The sequence below is a fragment of the Pseudarthrobacter sp. NKDBFgelt genome (assembly GCF_046097905.1).
In the GTDB taxonomy this organism is placed as follows: Bacteria; Actinomycetota; Actinomycetes; order Actinomycetales; family Micrococcaceae; genus Arthrobacter; species Arthrobacter polychromogenes.
On record NZ_JBJURL010000018.1, the window covers coordinates 1 to 13,273 of the forward strand.

9 protein-coding genes are annotated in these 13,273 nt (G+C 62.3%); 2 read left to right on the forward strand and 7 right to left on the reverse strand.

Translation table 11 applies throughout. The features are described 5' to 3' along the window. The 5 genes from ACKAE7_RS06990 to ACKAE7_RS07010 form a co-directional block, all read right to left on the reverse strand. Window positions 1–388: ABC transporter ATP-binding protein (locus ACKAE7_RS06990; protein ID WP_408978808.1), on the reverse strand; the 388-nt coding region annotated here is incomplete at its 3' end. Continuing rightward, window positions 389–1,270, reverse strand: a complete 882-nt coding sequence (locus ACKAE7_RS06995; protein ID WP_188727767.1) for an ABC transporter permease — start codon at window positions 1,268–1,270, stop codon at window positions 389–391. Then, on the reverse strand, window positions 1,267–3,288 hold the full coding sequence (locus tag ACKAE7_RS07000; protein ID WP_408978809.1) for a glycosyltransferase: 2,022 nt from the start codon (window positions 3,286–3,288) through the stop codon (window positions 1,267–1,269). Before ACKAE7_RS07000 ends, ACKAE7_RS06995 begins: the two co-directional genes overlap by 4 nt. Beyond that, the gene (glf, locus tag ACKAE7_RS07005; RefSeq protein WP_188727763.1) at window positions 3,285–4,472 is read right to left on the reverse strand and encodes a UDP-galactopyranose mutase; all 1,188 of its coding nucleotides are present in this window, start codon (window positions 4,470–4,472) and stop codon (window positions 3,285–3,287) included. The genes ACKAE7_RS07000 and glf overlap by 4 nt, the downstream gene beginning before the upstream one ends. 123 nt (window positions 4,473–4,595) lie before the next feature. Beyond that, window positions 4,596–5,825 (reverse strand): polysaccharide pyruvyl transferase family protein, encoded by a 1,230-nt coding sequence (locus ACKAE7_RS07010; RefSeq protein ID WP_408978810.1) that lies wholly within the window; start codon window positions 5,823–5,825, stop codon window positions 4,596–4,598. A gap of 715 nt (window positions 5,826–6,540) precedes the next feature. Between ACKAE7_RS07010 and ACKAE7_RS07015 the strand changes: the two genes are divergently transcribed. Continuing rightward, on the forward strand, window positions 6,541–10,686 hold the full coding sequence (locus tag ACKAE7_RS07015; RefSeq protein ID WP_408978811.1) for an FtsK/SpoIIIE domain-containing protein: 4,146 nt from the start codon (window positions 6,541–6,543) through the stop codon (window positions 10,684–10,686). Between the two features lie 20 nt (window positions 10,687–10,706). Here ACKAE7_RS07015 and ACKAE7_RS07020 read toward each other — a convergent pair whose 3' ends face one another. Then, entirely contained in the window at window positions 10,707–11,078 is a 372-nt protein-coding gene (locus ACKAE7_RS07020; protein ID WP_408978812.1) for a hypothetical protein, read from the reverse strand. Window positions 11,079–11,425: 347 nt separating this feature from the next. Here ACKAE7_RS07020 and ACKAE7_RS07025 point away from each other — a divergent pair, with 347 nt between their 5' ends. After that, on the forward strand, window positions 11,426–11,674 hold the full coding sequence (locus ACKAE7_RS07025; RefSeq protein ID WP_015937605.1) for a WhiB family transcriptional regulator: 249 nt from the start codon (window positions 11,426–11,428) through the stop codon (window positions 11,672–11,674). Between the two features lie 120 nt (window positions 11,675–11,794). On the opposite strand, the gene ACKAE7_RS07030 is transcribed toward ACKAE7_RS07025, so the two are convergent. Beyond that, complete coding sequence (locus ACKAE7_RS07030) at window positions 11,795–13,261, reverse strand: sensor histidine kinase (protein WP_104184989.1); 1,467 nt, start codon at window positions 13,259–13,261, stop codon at window positions 11,795–11,797. Between the last annotated feature and the right edge of the window lie 12 nt (window positions 13,262–13,273).

Sequence of the window (13,273 nt, forward strand, 5' to 3'; positions counted from 1 at the left end):
CAAACCGGTCCTTGACCTGCTGTTCGGTCATTCCCAGAATAGCCCCGTTCAGGAAGACATTGTCCCGGCCGGAAAGGTCCGGGTGGAAGCCTGCCCCGACCTCAATGAGGCCGGCTACTCTCCCCCTCGTCTTCACCGATCCCGTATCCGGCAGCATGACACCCGAGATGTGTTTCAGCAATGTAGACTTCCCGGATCCATTCAACCCCAGGAGTGCCACAGTTTCACCGGTCTTGATCTCGACAGTGACGTTCTTCAGGGCATGGAACTTCTCCGAAAGGTCGCCCTTACGGCCTTTCACCAGCCACACCACGGCTTCCTTAATGGAGCGGGTGTGGCGCAGCACGAATTGCTTGCTGATATCCGTGACTTCGATTGCATTGACCACTTACAGCTCCTGCGCGAAACGGCCCTCGAGGCGCCGAAAGGTGAATTGGCCCAACGTAACTACTGCCAGTGCGACCGCGAGGCCAACTGGCAGCCACAGGCTAAAGAGATCAGGGGGCATCGCAGCCGTGCCGTCCGTCGTGGGGAACCAGAAGGCGTAGTGGAACAATTCGACCCCGATGGTGATCGGATTGGCTTGGTAAACGGCGAACCATCCTGGGCCCAACTTCTCGTGCACCATGGTCCAGGCGTACATAACGGGCGAGGCCCAGGTAGCCACCATCAACAACATGTCCACGAGGTTTTCAGAGTCGCGGAAGTAGACGTTGGCGGCTCCGAAGAGCAGCCCCAAGCCCGTAGCGAGCAGCCCTACGATGAGAAATCCGGCCACAGCAGCAAGCAACTGAACGAAGTTGGGTTTCCATCCGGCGATGACGCAGCCGGCTACGAGCACCACCAACTGCGGGAAAAAGTGGACTGCCGACACCCATACGGAAGCCACAGGAAAGAGTTCCCGCGGCAGGTAGATCTTCTTGATCAGGTTCCCGTTGTTGACGATCGACCGTGCAGCGTTACCCAGAGCTTCAGAGAAGAAATTGATCAGAACTATGCCGGAGAAAAGGTAAACGGCGTAGTTGGCCAGCCCGTCGGGATTTCTTGGGCTGCGCTCCAGCCCTAGAAAAACGCCCAGGGCCACGTAGAAAACGACGAATTGCACTCCAGGCTTGACGTACGACCACAACAGCCCGAGAACGGAGCCGCGGTAGCGGACCTTGAGTTCCTTGCGCACCAACAGCTTAAGAAGGAAGCTCGACTGCTTTATGTCGCGCAGACCGCTCCCCAGCCCAGGCGTGGTCAGTTCGCTTGGAGAAATTGCGCTCACTTGATCTCGTTCTGGGTGTGCTGCTCGAACGTCTTCCTCCAGGACTCAATGGAGGTGAGGTCGTGCAGGGCAGCCTTGTATTTCTTGCTGAGTGCGGGCCACTCCTTGAGGAGGGCAGCGTGAACCCGAGCGCTTTCCGCCAACATTTTCCGGAGCTGCTGTGGATCGCGCCGGTACCAGGACGCACCGGTTCCTTCGGCGTTCGAGACGACGGCACTGTCGTACTGTGCCATGCGCCACCAACGGTTGTCCTGGTGGGCAACCGTGGTTTGGGGCCGTTCGGCAGTGCTGCCTTTGACAGGGCTTGCCAACTGCCGGACAACGGTCTTGGCTGCCCACGGCAACAACGTGATCTTTGACGGCTGCGAAGGTCCATGACCGCGGCGGGGCGGCTTGTCCATCTTTGGCGAGGGAAAGTCCTCCGGATCCGGACGGAAGACAGAGTCCGAGTGTCCTGACATCATCTCGCGGATCTTGGGCAGTTTTGTGTCAAGCAGGTCCGGCAGCGCCGACGGGCCCCTAAGGACGTCTTCCAGCGCCCATTGACGTCCCTCTGCTGTTGCGTATTGCATCGACACCAGATGCTTTACGTCGGCGTACTGGGATTCCTTGATCACACGGCCGCCAAATTCGTAGGGGCTGTGCAGGAGAGCCGCCACCACCCGGTTCCTGGCATGGAAGTACGCCTGCCAGCCGACAAGGTCGTCCTTGTCAATCCAGGAAACATGCCATACGGCGGAGCCGGGAAGCGAAACAGTCGGATAACCGTGGGCCTTGGCCCGCAGGCCGTATTCAGAGTCGTCCCATTTGATGAACAGCGGAAGCGAAAGTCCTATCTCCCGGATCACCTGGGTGGGGATCAGGCACATCCACCAGCCGTTGTAATCTACATCGCAGCGGCGGTGCAGCCAGGACGTTTGACGCAAATTCGAGGACATGAAGTCGTGACCCAGAATCATGTCCTCGCTGGGCAGGGACGGCTGGAACCTATACGGGTTCACAATCTCCCCGAAGGTGTGCAGCACAGTTCGGTTGTACAGGTCAAACATGTGGCCGCCCACGAGGGTGGGCGTCTTGCAGCGATCGGCGAAGGTCAGGAGTCGAATGATGCTTTCAGGTTCCACGACGACGTCATCGTCCATGAGCAGGACGTAGTCGCTGCCGTTTTCCACCGCTTCAAACATCCCCCGGGCGAACCCGCCGGACCCGCCGAGGTTGGTTTGGTTGATAATGCGCAGTTTCCCGTTCAGCGACTTTTTGACGTCGTCGAAGCCTTCTGCCTCGGAAAGCTTCTGGGTGCCTTGATCGACGATGAGGATCTCTTGAACATGCTCGAGCGCTACCTCGCTCTCGGCAAGCAGGCGGAGATTGTTCAGGCAAAAGTCAGTCTTGTTAAGAGTGGTGATCTGAAGAGTGACAGATCCTGGTTTGCTCTCCGCAGCGGGCCCCTGCCACTCGGCGTCGAGCATAATGAGCGGCTCCGTGCCGGCGAGAAGGTCAAACCAGTACCAGCCGCCGTCACCGAAGGGCGCGAGGGAAAGCTCGAAGTGGTTGTCTGCAATCCCCTCGACACGGCGCGTGTCCACGCGCTGCAGAGAGCCCCGGGCATTGGACTTATACACGATGACTGAACCCGTGCCTTGAGTCCGGACCTGGAGTCGAATCTTGTCCACGGTCGTCCAGCGCCGCCAGTAGCTGGCGGGGAATGCATTGAAGTAGCTGCCAAACGATACCCGCTCGCCTGCACGCACGGACGTCGAATGCCGGGAAAGGAAGTCCTCAACGTGGGCTTCCTTTGTCGGGCTGCTAATAGTCCGGGCACTCGCAGGCTTACCGTCCCGGTCACCCACGGTGGGCAGCTGAATGCCGGTGGCAGTCCCCATATCCATGTAGAGGGGGACCGTGTCCATCTGGCTTGCACTCGGGAGTATCACCCGCTGCAGTGTGTCCCATCGTTCAGAGGCAACCCTGTCCGCAGCAGCCGTCGTGTTCTTTGGGCTTTTGGTTGAAACACTCATGCGTCCACGCCTCCGCTTTCGAGCTCTGCGCCGCTTTCATAATGCGGCCGGATCTTGTTGTCGAACATGCTTAGCGCCGATCCGATGGCCATGTGCATGTCCAGGTACTTGTAGGTGCCAAGCCGGCCGCCAAACAGGACGTCTTTCTCTGCGGCAGCGAGGTCGCGGTACTTGAGTAGGCGCTCCCTGTCGGCGGAGGTGTTGACTGGGTAGTACGGCTCGTCGCCCTTTTCGGCGAAGCGTGAGAACTCACGCATGATGACGGTCTTTTCCGTCTGGTAGTCGCGCTCCGGGTGGAAGTGGCGGGGCTCGATAACCCGGGTGTAGGGGACGTCGTCGTCGTTGTAATTCACCACTGACGTGCCCTGGAAGTCCTCGATATCGAGGACTTCCTCCTCGAAGTCAATGGTGCGCCACGAGAGGTCGCCCTCGGCGTAGTCGAAGTAGCGGTCAACCGGCCCGGTGTACACGACGGGGATGTTGCCGACAACCTTGTTCTTGCTGTACTCGTGCGACTCGTCAAAGAAATCGGTATTCAGCCGCACGTCGATGTTCGGGTGTTCTGCCATCTTTTCGATCCAGGCCGTGTAGCCGTTCGTGGGGAGGCCCTCGTACTTGTCGTTGAAGTACCGGTTGTCGTAGTTGTAACGCACAGGCAGCCGGGAGATGATGCCGGCGGGCAGGTCCTTGGGATCCGTCTGCCACTGCTTGCCGGTGTAGTGCTTGATGAACGCTTCATACAAAGGCCGCCCGATGAGCTGGATTCCCTTGTCGTTGAGGTTCTGGGGATCAGTTCCAGCAAGTTCGCCGGCTTGTTCCTGAATGAGCTCCCTCGCCTGGCCGGGGGTGAGGTTGGCGCGAAAGAACTGATTGATGGTGGCCAGGTTGATCGGCAGGGAGTAGACCTCGCCCTTATGCACGCCGTACACCTTGTGGACGTAGTTCGTGAAGGTGGTGAACCGGTTGACGTACTCCCACACGCGCTCGTTGGACGTGTGGAACAAGTGTGCACCGTACCGGTGCACCTCGATGCCGGTCTGCTCTTCCTTCTCGCTGTATGCATTGCCGCCGATGTGGTGGCGGCGGTCGATGACGACGACCTTCAAGCCGAGCTCGGTAGCGGCCTGTTCTGCGATTGTCAGGCCAAAAAAGCCGGACCCTACAATGACGAGGTCAGCGGTCACAAAATCTCCTGGTTTGAATGCGGGCAGCGCAATGGTGCGCATTGTCTGCTGCTCTAGCCTACCCGAGTGATTGTGGCGCCCGTCGAATCGGCTGGGCACCTGGTCTATGGCGCCACCCTATACTTACGACCCCGGCAGTGGAGTAACGGCCGAGCGAAGCCCTCGAAGCAGACGTGCAACTGCGGCGACAGGATGGCCCGGCAGAACGACGTCGGCGAGGACCTGCGGATAAAGCGTCAGGGCCTCCTGCCGCTTCTGCTCCATCCGTGAGTTCAAGTGCGCGGCAAAGGTGCTGGGGGCGGCTCTGGGGCTACAAGAGCCGGCAGCGATTGCTTCCTGGCTCCCGGTAGAAGACCAGCCGGTACCCAGATTCATCAGCGAACCATGTTTGACGTCGTAGTAGCCTTCTTTAACGCTGGCTGCCGTGCCGAGGTTACCGGCAGCGGCCGCCATGAAGTGCAGGTGGAACCGTGTGGTCAGCCAGGTCTGGTTCTGTTTCAGAGGTAGCCCGTCACGCCAAACCGAGATAAAAGGGATGAAGTCCTCCGGCCTGATGAGGTCCTTGAGTGCATCGAACCCCGGCCTGTCCACCCCCGGAATTGCCTCAACATACTGGACAGTTTTCCCTTCGGCGAGTGCTGCCTGCACCACCTCACGCGCACGACCGAACACCTGCGCACTCTCCGCTTCTGACTGCAGGTCACTCTGGAGGCACACCACCAGATCCGCTCCGCCACGCGCGAAGCCCCTCTGCAGTTCGTGCCCGGCCGCCAGGAACGCATCGTCAAGACCCAATGGGAGCCCAAGGACTGAAGCGGACGGTTCATCGCGGACCGTCACATGATCGAAGCCGCGCAGCATGTCGATGAGGTCATGCCCGTCTCCGTCCTCCGTTCCAGCGAGAACAGGAATCACTGACAGTCCAGTGGCATATAGCTTCGCACCAGTCAGCGACCGGATAGCGTCCGCCGCGGCAACGACACCAGCATTGGCTGGCCAGAGATTGTTAAGGTAGCCGCCACCAAGAACGTGAATACTCTCCATTGACCGGATGCGGTCGATGCCGAGATCGTATGATGGAGAACCGAAGTGCCGCATCAGGTGGGCCACCTTGTCCATCACAATCACCGGATCAGTGGAGTCAGCTTCCCAGCAAGCCCGCCAAAGTGTGTTGGTGGTGCGCAGTCGAGGGTGCAGTCCAAGGAACAGTTCGGTGGCAAGGCCTGGATTCGGACAGTCCAGCCACACGTCGGTCTCAGGCCGGGTCTCCGCCAAGTACCTCAACCATCCTGCGGCAATTAGCTCATCACCGTAATTTGGGTGGCCGGCGGGTGAAATCAGATAGATAGACACGATTCCCTAGCCTAGCAAGCTCCTACTCCTCCCCTTCCGTACGCTTAGTAACTACTCAAGTCCAAGCCGTCGAACCGGGTTTACAGAGGGGGTTGAACTCAAGACGGCGATGACGGCAGTTAGTGCTCAGCTGCAGCCCCGCCGGTCTCACCACCGCCCAAGAGTGGGTCGACTGACCGGTTCATTGTGAAGTTCGGGTCGCTACAGTACCAAGATCAGCAATGGATGGACCGAAGATGACGGCGCCAGCGCCTACCGCGCCACCCTGGTTGTATCAAGGGACGTAGCGGCTGCCTTCGTTTACCGCATCGCGGTCAGCCCGGCCAGCAGCCTGCATTTAGTTCCCCCCTTACTGATGTAGCCACCAGCCACTCGTTCTATAAGTAGTTGCTTGGCTCGCCCTAAGCGGCATGAGCAACGGATGGACGGAAGCGGATAAAAGCAGGACGTACCGGCCAGCCATCGCGGTTTCCAGGATGTAATGGCAGCATTCACTTACAGATTCGCCACCACGTCATCGAGACCCTGATAAGCCGAGCCGAGAGTCCATAGACACAGGAAACGTCGTGTCGCCGTCCGCCTCTTGAACAGGCAGCGGCGAGCCCGGACTGGGAGGGCAATTAACATGGGTTGTCCACATAGGGGATTTAAGGGATGACCGGCAGGTATCACCTCTGGCTACCGTAAGTGCAAAGGCACCAAAGGATCTGCACCCATGACGCTTCACTGCACCCTGGTCCGAGGCCCGCAGTCGCCGCAGCCCGGACCGCCCCTGGAACTCACTGTCGCGGCCCCTCCCGGCACGTCCGGTGCGCGGATCCACGCTGAGCTTGTCAGGACGTTCGGCACGGGAGCTGTCTTTGTTGGCGGGGAGGACCTGTGCTCCCTGAGCCTCGGAACGGCGCCCCTGGTCCCGGGCGCCGTGCTGGTAGACGGCGGAAGCCAGCCCGCTGGCCGGAGGTCCCGGCGGCGGCCCGACTCCGATCCCGCGGCCCCCATCGCTTTGGCTGTTCACAGCGGCGCCGGAGCCGGCACCCTGATCCCCCTGCAGCGCGGCACGTACACCATCGGCAGAAGCAATACGCGCATCGTGATCCCGGACCCTGAACTTTCCCGGGAACATGCCCGCCTGGTGGTCACCGAAAAGGACATCATGATCGTCGATCTGGGCAGTGCCAACGGCACGTACATCGACGGCGAGCGGGTCCGCCAGGCACTGATTTCCACGGTTTCCTCCATCCGCTGCGGCAGTTCGATGATGTCCCTGGTCTTTCTGGATGCCCCGGACAAAGCACTTGCCGACGCCGGCACTTCAGTCCAGGATCCCCTCACCGTTACGGGCCATTCGGAGTCCGGCAACCGTGGGATCCTTTTGCTTACTGCCGTGCTCCCCCTGGCCGTCGGCGTCGGACTCGCCGTCCTCACGGGCATGTGGATGTTCCTTGCTTTCGCTGCGGTTTCGGCAGTATCTGTGCTTATCCCGCTGACCTCCGGGCGCCGCCAGCGGCGGGAATTCACCAAAAGGATCGGCGCCGCGGTCAAGGAGGACCGGAAGCGGCGGAAGCGCGCCGGTCCGTCACTGGCGCTGCTGGTGCTTGCTGCGGCCCACGCCCAGGTTGCGCCTTCTACAGCACGCGCGGAGGGCAGGATGTGGCTGCGGCTGGGACTGGCTCCCCAAACTGCCAACCTGAAGATTGAATCAGGGAGCGCTCAGCACGCCATTCCGTCCGTCGGCGAAGTGCCCGTGATGTTGAACCCGGGGAATAGCCCCACCACCTTGCGGGGACCGCGCACCATGCTGGACGGAATGCTGCGATCACTCGTCATGCAACTGGCCGGGTATCCAGGAGGCTGCAGGACACGCATGGTGATCTGCGGCCGTCCAGTAAGCCTTCCCCTGCCTGCCCGTTTTCTCCATAGTGTGACTTTCGCCGTGTCCCGGCAGGCGTGCCTGCGCGCGATCACCGACGGTTTTACTCGTGACTTTGACCATGGCATCCTCCTGCTCACGGCCTCCCTGGGCAAGGATGCCGCAGGGCTGCGCGAAACGGCGGCTCAGCAGAACTGGCAAGTGCTCGAGTTTTCTGCGGCTGACAGCCCACCCGGCGTCTCCGACATAAAACTGACCGAGGGGCAATCACGCCTGCGGGAACCGGGCAGGGAGGTTACGTTCGTCCCGGACCTGGCACCTTATGACGCGTTCAGCAGCTACTGCAGACAACTGGCAGCTTTCCCGGGACTGCTTAACCGCGCGGAGAACTCAGTTCCCTCCGCCTGCACCCTTGACGACCTGCTCCCGCCTTCCCCCGCCCACACTGCTGCCCGCTGGAACTCGCCTGCCAGCGCAGGAACCCTGGCAGTCCCCCTGGGCATGCAGGCAGCGGGCCCCCTGGTCCTGGACCTGCAAACCGACGGTCCGCACCTGCTGGTTGCAGGGACAACGGGCTCAGGCAAATCGGAGCTGCTCCGCACTCTGGTGCTGGCACTGGCCCTCACCCATCCGCCGGACCGGGTCAATTTCCTCTTTGTCGATTTCAAAGGCGGTGCAGGTCTCGGCCCCCTGGCCGGACTGGTCCACTGCGTCGGCGTCCTGACCGATTTGTCGGCCCATGAGCTCGAACGGACGCTCACCTCGCTCAAGGCTGAAATCAGGCTCCGTGAGCAAGCCCTCGCCGCGGCACAGGTTCCGGACCTTGCCTCCTACCGGGAAACACCAGCATCCCGGGATCGACCACTTCCCCACTTGGTCATCGTCATCGACGAGTTCCGCATGCTCGTGGACGACGCACCCGAAGCGCTCCGCGAACTGATGCGCATCGCCTCCATCGGCCGCTCGCTTGGCCTGCACCTGGTCATGGCCACCCAGCGGCCGCAGGGCGCACTGACCGCCGATATCCGGGCAAACGTCACCTCCAGCATCGCGCTCCGCGTCCAATCCGACCTGGAGTCCCACGACATCCTCAACACAAAGGCCGCTGCCGGAATAAGCCTCAGCACGCCCGGCCGTGCCTTCATTGCCAGGGGTACGGAGCCGCCCCTGGAATTTCAATCTGCGTCCACCGGGATACCCACCCCGGACAGTGACGTGGATGAAGTCAAGGTTCAGCTCACCACTGATTTCCTCTTGGCCCGCGACCAAGACAACCCTGCAGGAACAGACGCCTCGGGCCGGACCCCGGCACAGGCAGCAGCCCCTCTCGTTGCGATGGTTCGGGATCTTTGGGCGTCGCAGGCAGGATCTGCACCCCGGCTTCCGGTAGCCCCTCCGCTGCCGCTCAAGGCCGCCCGGCCCGACAAATGTCCGGCTGTGGCGCTCCCGGAACCCGGCGGGACACAAGGGAAGGCCGTTGCTTTGGGCCTGCTCGATGTGCCCCACCAGCAGGAAATCAGATCGCTGGTCTGGAACCCGTCAAAAGACGGCCATCTTGCTTTGATAGGAAGTCCGGTATCAGGAGCATCCGAAGCTCTCGAGCTGGCAGTCCACGACGTGGCAGAACATGAGGACGAAACACACTGCTACTTCCTGGACGCGGCCGCGGTCTTCAATGGGCTGGCGGTGCACCCTCGGACCGGAGCCCACACCGGGCTGCATGAGCTGCGGCGCGGCGTCCGCGTTCTGGAACGGCTGGGCCGGGAAATGGCCGCCCGGCTGAGCCGGACTGACCACGGGGGCGTTCCGCTGCTTCTCGCCATCTCCGGATGGGGTTCCTGGGTCTCGGCTTTTCGGGCCGGCCCGTTGGCCTGGGCCGAGGAACTGGTGCTGGATCTTGTCCGCGACGGCACCAGGGCGGGTATCACCGTCATCATTTCCGGGGAGCGGGAACTCGTCACCGCCAGGTTCTGCGGGTCCCTGCCCAACCGCATCTATTTCCCCACCGGTTCAAATGAGGACAGCAGGATAGCCTGGCCAAGGATGCCGTCCACGGCCGCGGTCAAGGGCCGGGGAGTAGCGTTTGGTTCCATCGCCTGCGGCACCGCGTCCGTGTGCCAACTTTACGAACCCGCTCCTGACGTTTCCGGGCCCCCCGGCGCCGGCAGCAAGGCGACGCAGCAGTCCGGGAAGCGGCCGTTCCGCATTGAACCGCTGCCCGCCCTGGTAACAGCCGCGGAGGTCAGGGCGGCAGTGGAACGAATGGAGGATCCGGGAGCGGAATCGGACCCGGGACAGTCTTCGTTCATGAATGCAGTCACGCATGAAGCGGGGACCGGGACAGTCGACGCCGGGGAGGCCGGGACGGATGTTCCGGAAGGCTTATCGGCGCCCGGCGTGGTTCGGGTTCCACCGCGCCGGGAGACCTGTCCTTCCACGCCGCGGAACGTGCTTTTCGGCGTCGGTGGCGACGAACTGGACCCCGTCTTTGTGCATGTCCCGCCAGGCGGCACCTTCGCCGTCCTGGGGGGACCAGGGTCCGGGAAAACGAACTTCCTGCAGGCCCTGCAGACGCTGAATCCCGATGAGGACCGCTGGATTCACCCAGGCAGGATGAGTGACCCCGGCGAGTTATGGAAGGGAACCTTGAAAAAGGCGAGGGAGGGAACACTGCCTGGAAAAGCAGTGCTGTTGGTGGACGACATCGACCTCCTGGCTGCGGGGCCCCTGAGGGACATCTCTGACTTGCACGCGTTGGGCCATGCAGTAATCTTCACGGCCAACTACAGTCCTTTGCTGATCCAGCGCGTCCCGCTGGCCATGGACGCGCGCGCCGCCGGGACTGGACTCCTGCTGTCCCCGCGGTCAACGTCGGAGGGAGACCTCTACGGAGTCCGCTTCGAGATAGAACCCAATCCGCCCGCAGGCAGGGGTGTGCTGATTGCCCGAGGCAAGTCCTCGGCGGTCCAGGTGGCCTGGGCAGGCACGTAGTGAGACGACGTGGCAGCCGGTCACAGCGCCGGGGTGGATCCTCCGGTGCGGGAAGCGTAGCTGATCACTTTGTTGTGGAAAAGGAGCACGATCGCGGCGACCGCGGGAAGCAGCATTGCGAGGCCGGCGAGCACGAGGCCACCGCTAAGGGTTGGCACCCCGATGGTCAGAACGAACAGCTGCGCGACAAGGGCAGCGGCACGGGTCCAGCGGTAGCCCCGGTAAAGGTAGACGCCGACCGCGTACAGCCACGCCGAAAAAGCCAGCAGTAACCCCAACGTGAAAACCGCTCCCCAGAAGGACAGGACCGGGCTTCCGATGGCCAGCTGGTACCCGTACCAGCTGGCAGCGAGCAGAAGGGCCGTGGCTTCCACGGCAACCACCAAAGTCACGACAATCACCGCCGGCGGCCGGGGACCCTGGGCACCCCCATCAGGCCGCTGCGGCCCCTGACCGGGCTCTTCGGAAGAGGAAGGGGGGTTCGCTGGGTTTATTGGGGGTCTTGACACACTGGCACCCTACCGGACATAGTCGGACAGTGGTTGGGGCCATCAGCGCCAGTGTGACGCATCGCTCAGCTTTCCGCGGATATCAAGCGTTATTACCTCTTGTTTACACGCCGTTAACATGACAGGCTTGATCCAGATGACCAAGGGGGCCCTGCCGGGCCCTTTTCCTTTGTAGCCACTAGTGAATAATTTCACAAGGGCTCTTCCCAGAAATGGAGCAACTGATCAGCATGGATTGGCGTAACCGCGCAGCGTGCCTTGAAAAGGACCCCGAACTCTTCTTCCCCGTCGGGAACACCGGGCCAGCCCTTCTGCAGATCGAAGAAGCAAAAAGCGTCTGCCGCCGCTGCCCCGTCGTGGACACGTGCCTGCAGTGGGCTTTGGAGTCGGGCCAGGACGCGGGCGTCTGGGGCGGTATGAGCGAAGACGAGCGCCGGGCGCTGAAGCGCCGCGCTGCCCGCGCCCGCCGCGCCTCCTAGGAACACCTCACCCACAAAACAACAGCCCCGGCCGCAACCTCAATGGTTGTTGCCGGGGCTGTTGTTGTTCGGCGAACCAACGTGAAGGTAGGGCCGGCCAAGAGCTTCCTGGGCCTGAACCTACTTGCCTGCCAGGCTGATCCGGATCTCCACTGCGGTGCCGCCGCCTTCGCGCGGCCGCCACTGGATAGTCCCGCCGAGCTCGCTGGTCACCAAGGTCCGTACGATTTGAAGCCCCAGCCCCTCAACGTGAGGCGTATCCGGAAGTCCCACGCCGTCGTCGGCAATGGTGACGGTGAGTTCCTCACCGTCATCCCCCTCGGAGCGGTCAGCGATGAGCCAGACAGTCCCGGCCCTGCCTTCGAGCCCGTGCTCCACAGCGTTGGTCACCAGTTCATTGATGACCAAGGCCAGCGGGGTGGCAAGATCGCTCGGTAGCTCTCCGAAAGTGCCGGATCGTTCCGTCCGGACCTGCTGCGAGGGTGAGGCGACTTCGGCCGACAGCCGGAACTGGCGCCCGATCAGCTCGTCGAAGTCAACGCTCTGGGTGAGCCCCTGGGACAGTGTCTCGTGGACGAGCGCAATGGTGGCCACCCGGCGCATGGCCTGCTCCAGCCCTTGCTTTGCTTCGTCGCTGACCATGCGGCGGGACTGCATGCGCAGCAGCGCCGCGACAGTCTGCAGGTTGTTCTTGACCCGGTGGTGGATCTCGCGGATTGTGGCGTCTTTGGTCACCAGCTCCATTTCACGCCGGCGAAGCTCCGACACATCACGGCACAGGACCAGTGCACCGAACCGTTGCTGCTCGTCCCGCAGCGGAATGGCGCGCAGGGAAAGGCTCACGCCACGGGATTCAATTTCACTGCGCCAAGGCATCCGCCCGGTAACCACCAAGGGCAACGTCTCATCAACCATGCGGCGGTCCTTCAGCAGGCTGGCGGTCACCTCGGCCAGTGAGCGGCCCTCCAAGGACTCCCCGTCACCGAGCCGCCTGAACGCAGAGACTCCGTTGGGGCTCGCGTACTGCACGATTCCCTCCGCATCCAGCCGGATGAGTCCGTCCCCAACCCGGGGTGCACCGCGGCGGGAACCCGTGGGCGAGGCGAAGTCCGGCCACAGCCCCAGCGTGCCCATCCGGAGGAGGTCGTATGCACACTGTCGGTAGGTCAGTTCAAGGCGCGAAGGCATCCGCGAGCTGGAGAGGTCCATGTGGGTGGTGACCACCGCCAGCGTGCGCCCGTTGCGGACCATGGGAACGGCCTCCACGCGGAGGGCCATATCGCTGCTCCAGTTGGTTTCGCTGGAGCGCTCGATGGAACGGCTGTTCCAGGCCTTGTCCACAAGGGGCTGAAGGTCTGAGCGGATGCCCTCCCCCACGAAGTCCCCGTGGAACACGGTGTGCGTGGTGGAGGGCCGCACGTGGGCGAGCGCCACGTAACCAAGCTCAGGGTGGGGAAACCATAGGGCCAGGTCGGCGAAAGCAAGGTCCGCAACCATCTGCCAGTCCCCCACCAGGAGGTGCAGCCACTCGGCATCGCCCGGCCCAAAATCAGCGTGTTCCCTGATAGGGTCCGTAAAGATTGCCACTGCACCTCCATT

Coding starts and splice junctions, on each gene's coding strand:
- ACKAE7_RS07000 (WP_408978809.1), bottom strand. CDS start 3,288: ATGAGTGTTTCAACCAAAAGCCCAAAGAACACGACGGCTGCTGCGGAC.
- ACKAE7_RS07015 (WP_408978811.1), top strand. CDS start 6,541: ATGACGCTTCACTGCACCCTGGTCCGAGGCCCGCAGTCGCCGCAGCCC.
- ACKAE7_RS07025 (WP_015937605.1), top strand. CDS start 11,426: ATGGATTGGCGTAACCGCGCAGCGTGCCTTGAAAAGGACCCCGAACTC.